This window comes from Zooshikella harenae (assembly GCF_018837975.1).
Taxonomy (GTDB): Bacteria; Pseudomonadota; Gammaproteobacteria; order Pseudomonadales; family Zooshikellaceae; genus Zooshikella; species Zooshikella harenae.
The window spans coordinates 40,990-57,082 of record NZ_JAGSOY010000002.1; the positions used below are offsets into that span (position 1 = coordinate 40,990).

The 16,093-nt window shown below is 40.9% G+C and carries 17 protein-coding genes; 10 read left to right on the top strand and 7 right to left on the bottom strand.

What is annotated here, in order from left to right; genetic code table 11:
- The first annotated feature begins 60 nt into the window (after positions 1-60).
- Positions 61-684 carry a DJ-1/PfpI family protein gene (locus tag KCG35_RS01125; RefSeq protein ID WP_215817823.1) on the top strand — a complete coding sequence of 208 codons (624 nt, stop codon included), beginning with the start codon at positions 61-63 and terminating at the stop codon, positions 682-684.
- A 194-nt stretch (positions 685-878) separates the two neighbouring features.
- Here the strand turns inward: KCG35_RS01125 and btsR are convergent, their stop codons facing one another.
- Together btsR and KCG35_RS01135 are read right to left on the bottom strand one after the other, a co-directional pair.
- The gene (gene btsR, locus KCG35_RS01130) at positions 879-1,595 is read right to left on the bottom strand and encodes a two-component system response regulator BtsR (RefSeq protein ID WP_215817824.1); all 717 of its coding nucleotides are present in this window, start codon (positions 1,593-1,595) and stop codon (positions 879-881) included.
- The gene (locus KCG35_RS01135; protein WP_215817825.1) at positions 1,588-3,273 is read right to left on the bottom strand and encodes a sensor histidine kinase; all 1,686 of its coding nucleotides are present in this window, start codon (positions 3,271-3,273) and stop codon (positions 1,588-1,590) included. The genes btsR and KCG35_RS01135 overlap by 8 nt, the downstream gene beginning before the upstream one ends.
- A gap of 126 nt (positions 3,274-3,399) precedes the next feature.
- Between KCG35_RS01135 and KCG35_RS01140 the strand changes: the two genes are divergently transcribed.
- Both KCG35_RS01140 and KCG35_RS01145 read left to right on the top strand, forming a co-directional pair.
- Positions 3,400-4,182 carry a substrate-binding periplasmic protein gene (locus KCG35_RS01140; protein ID WP_215817826.1) on the top strand — a complete coding sequence of 261 codons (783 nt, stop codon included), beginning with the start codon at positions 3,400-3,402 and terminating at the stop codon, positions 4,180-4,182.
- A 94-nt stretch (positions 4,183-4,276) separates the two neighbouring features.
- A complete protein-coding gene (locus tag KCG35_RS01145) occupies positions 4,277-4,891 on the top strand; it encodes a tRNA-uridine aminocarboxypropyltransferase (RefSeq protein WP_215817827.1) in 615 nt (204 codons plus the stop codon).
- A 134-nt stretch (positions 4,892-5,025) separates the two neighbouring features.
- Here the strand turns inward: KCG35_RS01145 and KCG35_RS01150 are convergent, their stop codons facing one another.
- A complete protein-coding gene (locus KCG35_RS01150) occupies positions 5,026-5,862 on the bottom strand; it encodes an SDR family oxidoreductase (RefSeq protein ID WP_215817828.1) in 837 nt (278 codons plus the stop codon).
- Between the two features lie 115 nt (positions 5,863-5,977).
- Between KCG35_RS01150 and KCG35_RS01155 the strand changes: the two genes are divergently transcribed.
- The 3 genes from KCG35_RS01155 (at position 5,978) to KCG35_RS01165 (ending at position 8,923) form a co-directional block, all read left to right on the top strand.
- Complete coding sequence (locus KCG35_RS01155) at positions 5,978-7,081, top strand: PQQ-dependent sugar dehydrogenase (RefSeq protein WP_215817829.1); 1,104 nt, start codon at positions 5,978-5,980, stop codon at positions 7,079-7,081.
- Positions 7,082-7,293: 212 nt separating this feature from the next.
- Entirely contained in the window at positions 7,294-8,403 is a 1,110-nt protein-coding gene (locus tag KCG35_RS01160) for an HD domain-containing phosphohydrolase (protein ID WP_215817830.1), read from the top strand.
- A gap of 205 nt (positions 8,404-8,608) precedes the next feature.
- The gene (locus tag KCG35_RS01165; RefSeq protein WP_215817831.1) at positions 8,609-8,923 is read left to right on the top strand and encodes a YqfO family protein; all 315 of its coding nucleotides are present in this window, start codon (positions 8,609-8,611) and stop codon (positions 8,921-8,923) included.
- Positions 8,924-8,939: 16 nt separating this feature from the next.
- Here KCG35_RS01165 and KCG35_RS01170 read toward each other — a convergent pair whose 3' ends face one another.
- Complete coding sequence (locus KCG35_RS01170) at positions 8,940-9,494, bottom strand: NUDIX hydrolase (RefSeq protein ID WP_215817832.1); 555 nt, start codon at positions 9,492-9,494, stop codon at positions 8,940-8,942.
- A gap of 85 nt (positions 9,495-9,579) precedes the next feature.
- Positions 9,580-9,942: a DUF3135 domain-containing protein gene (locus KCG35_RS01175; RefSeq protein WP_215817833.1), complete on the bottom strand. Its 363-nt coding sequence runs from the start codon at positions 9,940-9,942 to the stop codon at positions 9,580-9,582.
- 459 nt (positions 9,943-10,401) lie between these two features.
- On the opposite strand from KCG35_RS01175, the gene KCG35_RS01180 reads away from it, so the two are divergent.
- Positions 10,402-11,016: an NUDIX hydrolase gene (locus KCG35_RS01180; protein ID WP_215817834.1), complete on the top strand. Its 615-nt coding sequence runs from the start codon at positions 10,402-10,404 to the stop codon at positions 11,014-11,016.
- Positions 11,017-11,092: 76 nt separating this feature from the next.
- Here KCG35_RS01180 and KCG35_RS01185 read toward each other — a convergent pair whose 3' ends face one another.
- Positions 11,093-12,355 carry an HlyC/CorC family transporter gene (locus KCG35_RS01185; RefSeq protein WP_215817835.1) on the bottom strand — a complete coding sequence of 421 codons (1,263 nt, stop codon included), beginning with the start codon at positions 12,353-12,355 and terminating at the stop codon, positions 11,093-11,095.
- Between the two features lie 71 nt (positions 12,356-12,426).
- Complete coding sequence (locus tag KCG35_RS01190; protein ID WP_215817836.1) at positions 12,427-13,224, bottom strand: cytochrome C assembly family protein; 798 nt, start codon at positions 13,222-13,224, stop codon at positions 12,427-12,429.
- 333 nt (positions 13,225-13,557) lie between these two features.
- Between KCG35_RS01190 and ffh the strand changes: the two genes are divergently transcribed.
- The 3 genes from ffh to rimM all read left to right on the top strand — a co-directional run bounded on the left by ffh (position 13,558) and on the right by rimM (position 16,092).
- Positions 13,558-14,955, top strand: a complete 1,398-nt coding sequence (gene ffh / locus KCG35_RS01195; RefSeq protein ID WP_215817837.1) for a signal recognition particle protein — start codon at positions 13,558-13,560, stop codon at positions 14,953-14,955.
- 301 nt (positions 14,956-15,256) lie between these two features.
- On the top strand, positions 15,257-15,502 hold the full coding sequence (gene rpsP, locus KCG35_RS01200; RefSeq protein WP_215817838.1) for a 30S ribosomal protein S16: 246 nt from the start codon (positions 15,257-15,259) through the stop codon (positions 15,500-15,502).
- Positions 15,503-15,537: 35 nt separating this feature from the next.
- Positions 15,538-16,092, top strand: coding sequence for a ribosome maturation factor RimM (rimM, locus tag KCG35_RS01205; protein ID WP_215817839.1), 555 nt, complete (start codon positions 15,538-15,540; stop codon positions 16,090-16,092).
- Position 16,093: the final 1 nt, after the last annotated feature.

Below are 16,093 nucleotides of genomic sequence, written 5' to 3' on the forward strand. Positions count from 1 at the left end.
TTAGGTTAAGGAAAAGCTTTTTACGGCATTATGCTAGACAGCGATTTTTGGAGATAACAAATGAAAAAGAAAGATGTATATCTTTTGGTATTTAACAGTTTGTCAGATTGGGAAGCCAGTTATGCTATAGCTGGGATAAACAATCCTCAGTTTCAAAAAAATCCTGGTAGTTATCAAGTACGTAGTGTGGCTTTAAAGAAATCGCCTATTGTGACTATTGGTGGAGTTCATATTCAGCCAGATATGACACTTGCAGAGATTTCTCCGGCAGATAGTGCAATGTTCATTATGTCAGGTGGCATGGCTTGGGATGAAGGTCAGAATATGGAAGCTGTTGACGTTGCACGTGTGTTTCTTGCGGCTGGAACACCGGTAGCAGCCATATGTGGTGCTACTGTAGGCCTTGCTCGTGGTGGGCTACTTGATGATCGTCGGCATACGAGCAATGCTCGAGATTATCTTGCTGCAACGCATTACGGTGGCGCTCAATTATATGAAGATGCACCTGCTGTCACCGACAGAAATCTTGTAACTGCACCTGGAATGGCTCCTGTGGATTTTGCATACCATATTTTCAAGTGTCTTGACATTTATTCTCCACCCGTATTAGAAGCCTGGTATGGTTTATTCAAGACTGGTCGAGCAGAGTATTATGGAGAGCTCATGAAGGCAATTAATGCCTAACAACCTCGTTATCTCTGATGGTCAATTCTGTTGTACTCAATTATGGGGTATTATTAGTGGAATGAGTAGATCAAAAATAAAGAAAAACCAGAAAATCAATTTAACTCTATGACTTCAGATGAAAAGGCACCTTTAATTAAAGATGTAGCAAAAAAGGTTGCTAAAAATACACGAGGTGCTCAGTAAGCCTTGCATTACTGCAAGCCAAAGCGATCTTTAAGCATTTTTAAGTAGCGGCGACTCACGGGTACTTTATGACCATGTTGAGTAATGATTTCTGCCAGGCCATTTTCTAATAGTTGAATTTCCCGTATAGCATTTATATTGATGAGATATTGGCGATGGCAGTGTAATAAAGGTGTTTTGCTTTCCAGGGTTTTAAGGGTGAGTTGGGTGTGACTTGTGCCTTCTTCACTCATTACATGGACACCCGATAGATCGGAAAAGGCAAATTCCACGTCATCAATTTTGATTAACCGTATTCTATTTTGCAGATAACACGGAATAAGTTGTAGATCTGCACTGGCAACAGGGGTGAGTGAAGGTGGATGGTGATAGTTTTTTTTGAGTCTTGCTAAGGTTTTTTGCAAACGAGGTGGCTCAACGGGTTTTAGCAGATAATCAAACGCATTGTCTTCGAAGGCGCGGATAGCATATTCATCATAGGCGGTAACAAACACAACATAGGGGGCGTCATCCATATTCAGCATACTGACTAACTCCAGACCGCTGACGCGAGGCATCTGAATATCCAGAAAGATCACATCTGGGTGCAGGCTGTTAATCATTTGTAAGGCTTCAACGGCATTGCTGGCTTGGCCTATGATAGATATTTCTGGGTCACTACTGAGCAGGTCTGCCAAAGCATCCCGAGCCAGTGGCTCATCATCAACCAGTAAAGCGTTAATCATCACCAGGCTCCTCAATGGGTAATGTTATTGTTATACGTGTCCATTGGTTTGGGTGGCATTGTACCTCAAGCCCATAGCGATTGCCGTAACGTGCTTTGATACGTTTATCAACAATGCCCATTCCGAGTCCATCACTCCTTGGTTTGTCTTCATAAAGTCCTGCGTTATCTTCAACTGTGAGCACTAATAACGATTTTTGTTGTGAAGCACTAATGGTTACTTTGCCCTGATCAAGAGACTGAGCGATACCGTGCTTGATGGCATTTTCGACGATGGGTTGCAGGGTAAATGTAGGTACTTGAATGGTTTTTAGCTGTTCAGGAATATCAATTATCACGGTTAAACGATCAGCAAAGCGGGCATGTTCAATTTTTAGATAAGAGTGGACATGGTCTATTTCGTCTTCTAGTGTGGCGGATTCACAGTCTCGTTTTAGGTTCTTGCGAAAAAAGCGAGAGAGGTGAAGTAGTAATTCTCTGGCGTCTTCTGGTTGCTTGCGAATAATCGCACTGATGGTATTGAGTGCATTAAATAGAAAGTGTGGGTTTATTTGCGCTTGGATTAATTTTAGCTCTGCCTGAATCAGTAAGCGTTTTTGCTGTTCGTGTAAACCGCTCAATATTTGATTCGATATCAAGCGAGCAATACCTTCACCCAGGGTTCGATTTATATTGACGAATAATTTATGTTTGGGTTCGTAAAGCTTAATGGTGCCGATGACTTGCTCATTATCACCTTGTAGGGGAATGACAACAACAGAGCCTAATCCACATTGAGATTGGATGGAGCAACGATAAGGTACTTCAACACCATCGGCAAAAATTACTTGATTATGTTGGATGGCTTTAAAGGTCATTGCTGATGAGATAGGCGTGCCTGGAAGATGGTGATCATCACCATGGCCTATAAATGCTAAAATCTTTTCACAGTCAGTAATCGCTACAGCACCGACACCGGTTTCTTCATAAATAATCTGGGCAATGCGGGCACTGTTTTCTTCGTTAAAACCTGTGGCCAGTATACCTACTGTTCGCTCAGCTATGGTGAGTGCCTTAGCAGAAAAGGCCTGGCTAAATTTTTCATACATAGTTTTTTGATCACGAATAATATTCATGAACAAGGCTGCCCCAGCAGAGTTGGCTAATATCATTGGGGGGGCGATTAACTTTACAAGGGTCCAGGCTTCGGCAAATGGTTTGGCAACAATCAAGATAATCAACATCTGTGCTATTTCAGCCACGAGTGTAGTAAGAAAGGCAATATGTGGTGTAAATAGCGTATCGATCTTACGGTGTTTATTGAGTAAATAAAAATGCACAAGGCCAGCAAACAGACCTTCAAATGTTGTTGAAATGGCACAAGCAATGTCCGTAAAGCCACCTAGAGAGTATCGGTGTAAGCCTCCAGTGAGCCCTACCAGAAAGCCAACCCAAGGTCCACCTAACAGACCACCTAGCACTGCACCTACGGCACGGGTGTTAGCAATAGCATCATGGATCTCTAAACCAAAATAGGTGCCCATAATGCAAAAGCCAGAGAAAACCAGATATATCACAACCTTGTGAGGAAACTGAATGGAAATATTGACTAATGGTTTAAAAATGGGTGTTTTGCTAAATAAATAAGCAATCACAAAAAAAACACTCATTTGTTGCAGTAAAGACAAAATTAACTGCATAGTTATCACACTACTTGATTGTTTAAATGTTGTTGATCGGTTATCGCAGAGACTATTGAGCATTCGTTATTTTAGGTTAGTCATACTACTTCCTAAAATGAGTTGTAAGCCTCAGAAGGAATTATAATGAGTTTTAATAAATGTTCATTGTCTGTTTGGTGCTGGCTAGCGTTCATTAATAGTTTAATAGCCTTTGCTCGCCCATTACCTGCAGAGACACTTATTATGGCTGTAGGCTTGGCAATCCCCCCTTATATTATCAAAGAAGGGGATAAAGGCATGGAATTAGATATTGTTAGAGAAATTTTAGAAAAAGAAGGGTATACCATTCATCTGGTTTACTTACCACTGGTGAGGGTGGTAAAGCATATAGCAGATGGGACAGTTGATGCCGCGATGACGCTTAATCAGAAGGCTGGTTTAAATAATGTATTTCTATCTGATAGTCATATCACTTATCAGAATGCTGCCATCAGCTTGGCTAAGCATAATTATCATATTGATTCGGTTGATGACTTGGCAGATAAATCAATTGTTGCCTTCCAAAATGCCACACTCTATTTAGGTGATGCTTTTGCCAAAATGGCTGTGAATAATAGTCGGTATTCTGAAAAGGCGAGGCAAGCGACCCAGGTAACGATGTTATTTGATAAGCGAGTCGATACGGTTGTGATGGATATTAATATTTTCAAGTATTATCGCGTGGTGGAAAAAAAATACGTTGATACTTCTCTTCCTGTCACTATTCATAAAATCTTTCCACCTAGTCACTATAGTGTCGCTTTTAAAAGTAAAACTGCACGGGATAAGTTTAATAGAGGCTTGAAAGCGTTAAAACGGAGTGGGCGTTATGATGAAATAATTCGTCAATATATACCGTTCGCAGTGAATAATCGCGACATACAGTGATGAATGATGATGGCTATATTAAGCCGTAGCTTGCTTGCTATGGGGATAATAATAGTGGTTAACTGTTGTTTTATGATAAAGATATCAAGCTGTTATGCCTAGAGAATGCTGTTCACGTTGTCACCGACCGGTTCAAGTATGTTTGTGCAAATATATAACCTGCTCCAAGTCTCCAATGAATCTTGTTGTCCTTCAGCATCCATCTGAACAAAAGAAAGCTATTGGTACAGCAAAACTCCTGGGTTTATGTATTAAGAACTGTTCACGAATAGTCGGGGAGTGTTTTAGCAACCATAAGACATTTGAGGAAATCCTCCAACAACCCTGTGTGGTCTTATTTCCAAATGATAGTGCAATAACCTTGCATGAATTTCAGCATGATTATTTGCAAGGTACTGATATTCAGTCATGGAACTTAATTGTTATCGATGGCACATGGAAAAAGGCCAAAAAAATTTGGTACTTGAATCCTCAACTACATACGTTGCCATCCATTGTTTTGAGCCAGAGTGAACCTTCAACTTATCGTATTAGAAAAGTACCCAATGATGCCTACCTTTCTACTGTTGAAGCTGCTGTGATGGCATTACGTGGCTTAGCAAATGATCAAACTATTTTGGAAAGCCCTCTGGTAGCATTTAAGGCAATGATTGACCAGCAAATTCAAATAATGGGGAATGAAACGTATCAAAATAACTATCAAAAGTAGTATTTTGATATGGCCATAAGCTCTGGAGAAAAGTATTGAATTAACGTTAAAGTTTTTATATTCCCTTAATTATGAGTCGCTTAATGAAGCTGAAATAGACCTGCATAATCTATTTCAGCTTTAGAGTGGAACGATTACTCTTCGTCAACGAACAAGTCATTCATTAATGTTTTGTCGGTGGTACGATCATATCGATAGTGTTCGAAATCACTGACACCCTGACTTTTTAGAAAAGGCTCATCTATTAGTGTTTGTCCGTTAAGCTCTTCGTGGGATAGGTTTAGTATTTTAAATGCTGCATCAGCCATGATGTCAGGTGTACGACAGTACTGGAATGTTTCTTCACTACCTACTTCATAGGCAACTGCAGCCGTTGCAATCACTGTTTTAGGCCATAAGGTGTTTACGGCAATATGGTATTTTTTAAACTCTTCAGCCATACCTAATGCTAAAATGGTCATACCATATTTAGAGAGTGTGTAGGGGGCAAAGTTTTTTAACCACTTTGGCTGCAAGCTGATGGGTGGAGAAAGGCTTAAAATATGGGGATTGGATGACTTTTTTAAATAAGGTAGCACGGCTTGAGCGCAAATAAATAGTGCACGGCTATTCACTTGCTGCATTAGGTCGAAGCGTTTGATGGGAAGTGTTTCAACAGGGAGTAGTTTAATGGCGCCTGCATTGTTGATGAGTGCATCAATACCACCAAACCGTTCAACAGTTTGTTCCACCATTTGCTGAACTTGTTGCTCATTGCGGACATCCATTTGTACGGCAAGTGCCTTGCCCCCCGCAGCCTCTACTTCTGCCGCTACACTATGAATAGTGCCGGGCAATTTATTATGGGGCTCGCTGGTTTTTCCTGTAACAACAATATTGGCACCAGCTAATGCACATTTAAGGGCAATAGCACGGCCAATACCTCGACTTGCTCCAGTTATGACAATCGTTTTGTTTTTCATGCTTGTCATATTATTACCTTATAGTCCTTTATTATTGGTTTCGATAATGACTGAAAGTGTACCCTTTTGAGGGTATAAGTATTTCAGCGTTTTGCTTTAATAACTATTTTGCCAGGTGATGACTATGTCAGTGTCACTCAAAGTTATCTCATTTTTATTCATTTTTTTGTTTTTTAGGAATGGTCTCTACGCTGACGATAGATTACACATCATTACCCTTAATAACCAATTGGAATATCCTTGGTCAATGGCTTGGGTTAATCAAGGGAGCCATGTATTAATAACACTTAAGCGTGGGCAGATAGTCATACTGGATAAACAAGGAAAAAAAATATTCCAGTTTCACTTAGATTTGCCAATTGCTTATGTGGGGCAAGGTGGACTACTCGATATCGTTTTGCACCCTCATTACCCACAAAATCACTGGGTTTATTTTTCGTATAGTCGCGAGTTATCGAGTGGTTATACAACCGCTGTAGCACGAGCCAAAATTACCGTTAATCCACCGAAATTAACACAGCTTGAAACAATTTATAGTGCAAAAGCCGTGTCAGATAATACACATCACTTTGGCTCTCGGCTTGCTTTTGATGCGAAGCAGCGATTGTATGTGACGGTGGGGGATCGCGGTGAACGGAGTAATGCTCAGCATCTCACAAATGATTTTGGCAAGGTGTTGCGGCTAACGGATAAAGGTCAACCTGCCATGGGTAATCCATTTAGTGACTCATCAGATAAACGCCATGAAATATTCAGTTATGGTCATCGGAATCCGCAGGGGCTCGTTTATGATAGTAAAACGAATACTATGTGGCTGCATGAACATGGACCTTTAGGTGGAGATGAAGTCAATTTAGTGAAGGCTGGGAATAATTATGGTTGGCCAATGGCGACTTATGGTCGAGAGTATAGCGGTTTATTAATTTCTGAGTTTACATCCCTACCAGGGATGATTGCTCCTGTATGGTATTGGATCCCCTCAATTGCTCCATCAGGAATGAGTATTTATTACGGAAAGCTATTTAAAGATTGGCAAGGCCAATTATTAGTTGGGGCATTAAAAGCAAAACTACTGGTGCGCTTACCTGTTGCCAATAAGCGTATTCAACAAGAGCAACGGTTTGCAATGACTGCACGTATTCGTGATGTTGACGTGGGGGTTGATGGCGCAATTTATGCGTTAACGGATGAGTCTAGTGGAAAACTGCTCAAAATAATGCCGCGATAATGAGTGTTGAAAAAGGAATAGTCATTTAAGGGAAGCTAAAATATTTATAAATGGATCGTTTTCTCAAAAAAGGTCATAAATGATAGCGATATAACTATGTGTCTTAATGTCTAATGGTTGCTTTTAGCATTTGGCACATAATTCAGTCATTGCTAGATTTAAACTCTAAAGTCGTATGATAGGCAAATCCCTTCAAGTTGCAGGACTATTCAATGACTACGTTTACTTGCGAGACGTTTACCGATTTAGATCAAGATATCCTGACTGACTTTTATACCTGTTTTCAGGAAGCACAAGAAGAAATTGAGTTGTGCTGTCACCGATTAGAAAAGTCTCCCAGTCCTGAAGATGTCCATGACTTGTTTCGTTCTATGCACTCTTTGAAAGGGAATTGCCGGATGGTGTTTTTGGACCCTCTGGTGGATGTAAGCCATAAACTGGAGGAAATCGTTTCTGACATTCGGGATGATAAATATTCCTATGAGCCTGTCTATGGGGAGTTCATGCTGGCGGTCATTAGTCGTATAGATGAACTTATTTCACAATTATTACATACAGGTGAAGCTGATCAAGATTTATTGGATATATTAGAAAACTATATTTTACAGGTTAGAGAAGCTGATGATAGCGGTCGAGTTGACATTGTTAATCGGCTATTAGATCAACTTGTGGGAGGAGAAGAGTCTGAGTTAGCGCCTAAAAAACCGCGTGTGGTAGAACAACCTGAAGAAGTTGAAGATGCTAAAACTTCTGATTTAGATTTTTTTCATACATTGGCCGTTAAACTGGATAGATTATTTTTATTTAAGCAGGGAACTGCTTTTAATGAACAACTTAAAATGGCTGCTGAGATTAATAAAGAGTTAGGTGATGTTGTATCTCATGAAGAGTTAAGTGCAGCTGTTTATTTACATGATATTGGTATGGCTTTTGTGCCTTGGCAGGTACTGAACAAGCATACGACACTCACTCCAGAAGAGCAGCTTTTGTATCAGGATCATGTTCGCATAGGTGCTGGACTTGTACGAAGAATGACGGGTTGGCAGGGAGCTGCTGATATGATTGAACACCATCATGAACATTTTGATGGTACGGGCTTCCCTGGTGGGTTAAAGGCGGATCAAATTAATATTGGGGGAATGATTTTAGCAGTTATTGACACCTATCAGAAAGTGCTACATCAACACAGTGATGTGAGTTTTCGTAAAACATTGTTGCGGGCTGTGACTGAAATAAACAGTAACAGTAATTCCAAGTTTGACCCTACAGTGGTTGATGCTTTTAACCTTGTCGTTAGAAGACATTATGTAGCCCAACGCTAAGTTTTTTTCTTATAAACTTTTCTGATTAAGCAATTTTCCCCTGAGTTGTTTTACTGTCTTGAGAGCCTGTTAGGGCTACATTGTTCTTTTTATCATTTAGACACTTTTAATAGACAACAAATGTATTATGTAAAAAATATTAATAGTGATAAGAAGCATTATTTGTTTAAACGTTAATAATAAACGTATTTAAAATGGAGTGGGTATGTACAAGCTTTGTGTCTATGTTCCTGTGGAAGCATTAGAGCAAGTAAAATCCTCATTATTTGCGGCGGGAGCTGGTCGTATTGGTTGTTATGACAGCTGCTGTTGGCAGGTTAAAGGTATGGGGCAGTTTCGGCCGCTTGATGGTAGTGCACCTTATCTTGGTCAGCAAGGTATGGTTGAGCAGGTTGAAGAATACCGTGTTGAACTGGTGTGTGATAATGAGCATATTCATGCTGCCGTTGAAGCGTTACGTGCTAGCCACCCTTATGAGGAGCCAGCATTTGATGTTTGGCAGCTGTGTGATATTGCATAAAACGTTAGTTAAGTTGTTACTTAACTTCTTTGTATGAGGCATGAGGGGCTATATCAATAGAACGAAAGGTAAAACTTTCCTGCTTTAAATCTCTAAAGTAGTACTCTAGTGTTTTCGTTATCGTTGGAAAGGCTAAATTATTCCAAGGAATAGTGTCTTCAGTGAATAGCTCCGTGGATAGGCTTTCTTCTCCTGGCGAAAATGTCGGTTGGGTTAACTGAGCAAGAAATATCAGATAAACCTGGTTGATATGGGGTAAGTTAAATAGGGTATAAAGCTCACCAATTTCTACTTTTGCACAGGCCTCTTCCCAGGTTTCTCGCTCTGCGGCTTGCTGTGTGGTTTCATCAAGCTCCATAAAACCAGCAGGTAGTGTCCAGTAACCTGCGCGAGGATGAATTGCCCGTTGGCACAGTAAGATCTGGTTTTGGTAAATAGGTAGACAACCTGCAACTATTTTAGGGTTTTGATAATGCACCATGCCACAGTGAGTACAAACGTGTCGCGGTCGATTGTCACCTTGGGGAATTGTTGTTGTTATTTCACCACTGCAGTGGCTGCAATAATTCATAGCCTCAGCTCCTAATATGAGGCTATGAGTATAAACTGCTATTAATGTAAACTGAAAGGAAAGGGATAGATATGAAGCACAAGCGTTATAGCTTAATTTGTTTTAAGTTGCGCTTTTCACTCATACAGATTACATCAGCAGGTGCACAAGTTGGCTTAGCAGTTTTAAGGCGTTCGTTGATTGTTTCAGGGTCATTTAGCGATAATTGAAGCTCTTGCAAAGATTTGTACATGAGTTCTGATACAGCAACGCAAGCAGCCATAGGATTATTTGACTTACGAATTTGCATGTCAACTTGGAACTGTATCCCTCTCAGCCTGCGTTGAGAACTTTTTGGAGCAGACTGGATAGTATTCTCAATTAGTTGATTTCTTAGCTTTTCCAGATCTTCTGGTTTATTCCTTGCCAAGTTCATTAAGTGATCAAAGTCTGGAAGTGTTAATTTCATGTGTTCACCTGAAACATCCAAAAATACTGTTATCTATCCCTAGGTTTTGCCCTAGTCCGTCAGATAATCCGTGCTGGTTAATATTTATACTACTGACGGCGAAACCAACATGATATTGATTAGTTCTCACTCAATATGTGTGCCAGTTCTGACTAAAGGGCCTATAAAATGGTTAGGTATTATAAAAAAGTTGGTAAATCAGTTGGTTAGAAAATAATAGAAATAGGATGGGTTTTATAAGAAATGTGATTTAGTTAACTAAAAAAAGAGCGCACTATAGAACTGTTAATAAGTGCGACAATTAAATAGCTAAATGCGATAACAATACTAAGGCTGATGAAGCTTAATATTAAGGGTACTGATAAGGATTAATGAATAGAATCAATGAAATTTAAGTTGAGTATGAAGAAAACGGTAAGCCTTGTGGATTAAGAAAGAATGTAAACTGGACTAACAACCATGATGACAGATTTACTTGAGCAGCTTAAGTATCAACTAGCAGGGTATAGCCCGCCTTCTAGCCTGGTAAATTTACCTCAAGCGAGTGTTCTTATAGCCATTACCAAGTGCATAGAGTTGCCTGAGTTGATTTTAATTCAGCGTGCTCATCACTTATCTTCTCATAGTGGTGAGGTGGCCTTTCCTGGTGGGAAGCGTGAACCACAGGATACAAACCTTTGGCAAACTGCGCTTCGTGAAAGTCATGAAGAGGTTTGCATTATTCCAGAGTCGGTTGAGTATCTTGGCCAACTTCGATCTATTGTCTCTCGCTTTGGTATTTCAGTAACCCCCTTTGTTGGGTTGATTCCCCCTAAGACACATCTTATACCTTGTCCTGATGAGTTGGAGTGCTGTTTTCGAGTACCACTAGCATTTTTTCTAAAGGAGCAAAACTTAGGCTGGGATCGGCTTAACTACGGGGGACATGACTTTGTACTACCCAGCTATCAGTATCAGGACCATAAAATATGGGGGCTAACAGCAATTGTGCTGGCTGATTTACTGAATACAGTGTTTGAGGCCAACATTGATTTAAACTTACCACACTATAAACGTTTTAGTCTTAATCACTAAGAAAACCATTAATACTCTTTCTTTGATAAGTGAGCATGAATGGGTTGATTTTGAGTTAAATTGTAATAAAGCTTAACTAGTGACTTCGGACATCAGTCAGTCGTGCTCTTTTTATAATATTGTCTTGAATTTGCAGAATTTCGATTCTATGTGAGCCGATTTTAAGGCATACATTGGTTTCAGGAATCACTTCAAGCAATTCAATGATAAGGCCATTAAGTGTTTTTGGTCCTTGGCTTGGGAGTTTCCACGCGAGTGTTCGGTTAATATCTCGGATGGTTGTCAGGCCACCAACAATATATGAGCCGTCTTCTTGAGGGATAATGTCAAGATTACTATCTGGTAGGCCAGTGGTAAACTCGCCTACAATTTCTTCTAATATGTCCTCTAGGGTGGCTAATCCCTGTATATCACCATACTCATCAACGACAAGGCCGATTCGCTCTTTGTCTTGCTGAAAGTTAAACAGTTGTGTATGTAAGGGGGTGTTTTCAGGAATAAATAATACTTCCTTTGACTCTTGAAGCAGCGCATCTTTGCTCGGTTCGGTAAGACTTAAAAAACGTAAGGCATCACGCATGTGCAGCATGCCGACAACATTATTAATGTCACCTTTGTAGACAGGCATACGTGTATGTTGGCTTGTCCGGAGTTGCTGCAGAATAGTTGCTAGGTCATTGCTTAGATCAATTCCAATAATATCCTGACGGGGAATCATGATGTCATTAACGGTGACTTTTTCCAGATCCAAAATACCTAGCAACATACCTTTACGTCGTCGTGGTAGCCTGCCTGCTGACTCATGAACAATAGTTCGCAACTCTTCTGTGGTTAAATGGTCTTCTGGGATATCTGAAGTATCAACACCAAACAAACGCAGTAGTCCGTTACTTATACTATTGATTAACCACACCGCAGGGTAAAGCAGCCACAATAGTGGTTTAAGAATCCAGGATGCAGGAAACGCGATTCGCTCAGGGCTGAGTGCAGCAAGTGTTTTTGGTGTAACCTCTGCAAAAATCAAAATAACCAGCGTCAGAATTGCTGTGGCAATAGCGATGCCCGCTTCCCCCCAAAGCTGAATAGCAATCACTGTTGCAATTGCAGAGGCAAGAATATTGACGAAGTTATTGCCGATGAGAATGACACCAATTAAACGGTCTGGTCGCTCAAGTAGCTCTTGGACTCGTATGGCTGAGCGGTTTTTTTGCTTTACCAAGTGTCTGAGCCGATAGCGATTAAGTGCCATCATACCTGTTTCAGAGCTGGAGAAAAAAGCAGAAAGAAGGATAAGAATAACTAAACAACTCAGTAAAAAACTAAGGGGTACGTCGTCCAAGAAACAATAACCTCATGTAATACAGAACGTGCTTCACCTGTCGTCAGATTAGCCGACGACTGTGGTGAAGTTTATCCAGCTTGTTTGATTAGGTCCAGTAGGAGTTTGCTACCAAAATAAGCGAGTACAAGCAGAGTGAAACCACAAATAGTCCAGCGTATGGCTGTGATACCTCGCCAACCAAGTGCATGCCTTCCCCACAGTAAAATAGCAAATACTAACCAAGCAATAATAGAAAGGCTTGCTTTATGTGACTGAACAAAGTTGTTGTCTAATGCTATAAATCCGCTTAAGAGTGAGCAACTTAACAGGAGCAGTCCTGCCCATAGAAACTCAAATAACAGGCTTTCCATTGTTTGCAGTGGGGGAAATAGCCTGATCATTCCAGTAGGATGGCGATGTTTTAGCCGATAATCCTGATAGGCTAAAAGTAAAGCCTGACAAAATGCAATGGTTAAAATGCTATATGCTAAAACTGAAAATAGCACATGTAAGATCATGCCTGCTGATAAGTTGGTTTTAATGTCTGTTGGTGAAAGATGAAAAGCAGACAGTAGAACAGTTGTTGCAGCAATGGGAAATAAAATGACAAATAAGTTTTCGACAGGCTTGCGCAAACTGCTGAGTAGTACAACATTGATGATTAGCCATGAAATTAAAGAGCCAACGTTGACATAACTTAAATCAATACCTTGTTGAGTATGAAGTACAAAATAAATACTTAACATTTGCAGTATAGATGCACTTAAAGCGATGCCTTGAATAAGAGGCTTACATATGGTGTGGCCCTGAACTAAGGCTCGTCCCTGATAGACAGATCCTGCCGCATAGAGCAATACTGCAATAAGACTTGGCAAAATGATGTTCATATAATCCTGTGCTAACGTGGTTTATCCTATCTGGACAGCTTATGGTACTTAGATTAAACGTAAAAGATCAGTACATATCATAAGCATGATGTCCCAGCATATTATGTTGAGAAAGTAGATGAAAGTATTGTTTAGTGACTTAATTGGATAACACTGATAAATGAAGTTGCCATGAAACTGGACAGCCGCTACAGATAATACGGTATAATCGCTTAAACTTAAGCCTATATTCAGCAGAAAGCATTCAAAACTCCCTCCAGAGTCACTATTGTTGCATATCAGACTGATTTGTCTGTGACATGGCAGGGAGGATTATCGTTTAAGGTAGCCTTCATGTTTGAAAATCTGACCGACCGCTTATCGCAGACTCTAAAGAATGTTACTGGCAAAGCCAAGTTAACAGAAGACAATATTAAAGATACCCTGCGTGAAGTACGCATGGCTTTGCTCGAAGCTGATGTGGCCTTACCTGTAGTTAAGGATTTTGTTGAAAAAATCAAACAGCGGGCGGTTGGGCAAGAGGTCCAGAAGAGCCTCAGTCCTGGGCAGATGTTTGTCAAAATTGTGCAATCTGAACTTATCGAAATTATGGGTTCAGCCTGTGATGAGTTGAACTTATCTGTTCAGCCTCCTGCAGTGGTACTGATGGCTGGTCTGCAAGGGGCAGGTAAAACCACTACCGTTGCAAAACTAGCCAAGCACTTAAGAGAGCGTAAAAAGAAAAAGGTGCTGGTCACTAGTGCTGACATCTACCGTCCTGCCGCCATAAAACAGCTAGAAACACTTGCAGAACAAGTGGCTGTTGAGTTCTTTCCTTCAACTTCGGAGCAAAAGCCTGTAGCAATTGCAGAAGGTGCTATTCAGTTTGCCAGGCAGAAACAGTTTGATGTAGTGATTGTGGATACCGCGGGTCGTCTGCATATTGATGAAAATATGATGGATGAGATTCGTGAATTGCACACAGCTATTAATCCTATAGAGACCTTGTTTGTAGTGGATGCTATGACGGGTCAGGATGCAGCAAACACAGCAAAAGCATTTAATGATGCGTTGCCACTCACTGGGGTTGTATTGACCAAAGCTGACGGTGATGCTCGAGGTGGTGCTGCACTATCTGTTAGACATATTACGGGCAAACCAATCAAATTCTTGGGGGTTGGTGAAAAAATTGAAGCGTTGGAACCTTTTCACCCTGACCGGGTTGCTTCCCGAATTCTGGGGATGGGTGATGTTCTCTCGCTGATTGAAGAGGCAGAACAAAAGCTTGATAAGCAGAAAGCAGATCGTCTTGCGAAAAAGCTGAAGAAAGGTAAAGGGTTTGACCTGGAAGATTTTCGTGATCAGCTCCAGCAAATGAAGAATATGGGTGGTATCAGCAGTATGCTGGATAAGCTACCAGGTATGGGACAAATGCCACAGATGGCTAATCAAAATATTAATGAAAAGCCGCTGATCCAGATGGAGGCGATCATTAATTCTATGACGCCTGCAGAGCGTAGAAATCCTGACCTTATTAATGGCTCACGTAAGCGCCGTATTGCTTCAGGCTCTGGAACACAGATCCAAGATGTTAACCGGCTACTCAAGCAGCATAAGCAAATGCAAAAGATGATGAAAAAAGTGTCAGGAAAGGGTGGCATGACGAAGCTTATGCGTGGCTTATCCTCTATGAAAGGCGGAATGGGGGGCGGTGGTATGCCTCCTGGTGGTGGTCGATTCCCAGGTATGTAACTATTTCTCAAACAGGTAACAATTAAGTCAGCAGCTACTTTAATCGTACATAGCTATGTGGTCTAACCTGTATGAATAAGTTGCTAGCTTAAAAAATTTCTGATTCTATTCCTTTGGTTTAGTTGATGAAAAAACTGCTGATTCATCAGTAGTGAATGGGATAGGAAGAAATAAGTAGAATAGCTCTTCCCATCCCTCTTGATATTCCGTAGAATATGCGCCCTTTCGGGCACTGTGCTCGAATTGGATTGTTGAATCAACCAGTGGTGTTCTACGCCATTGATCTAGGAAGCGAAGTCCAATGGTAACGATTCGTTTAGCCCGTGGCGGTTCTAAGAAACGCCCTTTTTACCATTTAACAGTGACTGACTCTCGTAAGTCTCGCGAAGGTCGGTTTATTGAACGTATTGGTATTTTTAACCCAATTGCTCGTGGTCAAGCAGAGCGTCTAAGGGTTGACCAGGAGCGTGCTAGTTACTGGTTAAGCCAAGGTGCACAGGCTTCTGAGCGTGTAGCTCAATTGCTGAAAGAGGCTGCAAAGGCGTAATCTGGCCATTAAGTGAGGTTTAGGCGGAGTTGTTAGTGAGTCAATCCAGTACATCGTCACCTTCTATCGTAATCGGTAAAGTGACCTCAGTATTTGGTGTTAAAGGTTGGTTAAAGATTTATTCTCATACTGATCCGATCATCAATATTTTGAATTATCCGGAATGGACACTGAAGCTCAAAGGTCAGCAACTTTCTGTTCGTGTTGACCGTGGCCAGAGACAAGGCAAAGGCCTAGTTGCCCACTTTGTAGGCTGTGATGACCGGGAGCAAGCGCATCAGTATTGTGGTGCAGAAATCCTGGTACCTAAGACAGTGTTACCAGAGCTTGGTGAAGGTGAGTTTTACTGGCATCAACTCGAAGGCTTAAATGTAGTCACTGGCCTCAGTGACAGTAGTACTGAGCCACTGTTATTAGGAAAAGTTGATCATTTGTTAAGTACAGGTTCTAACGATGTACTTGTTGTTAAGCCTTGCGAAGGCAGTATTGATCAGCGTGAACGCTTAATTCCATATTTGGAAAAGCAGGTTGTGTGCGGTGTTGACCTCACACAAGGTATAATGCGGATCGATTGGGATCCGGAGTTTTAAA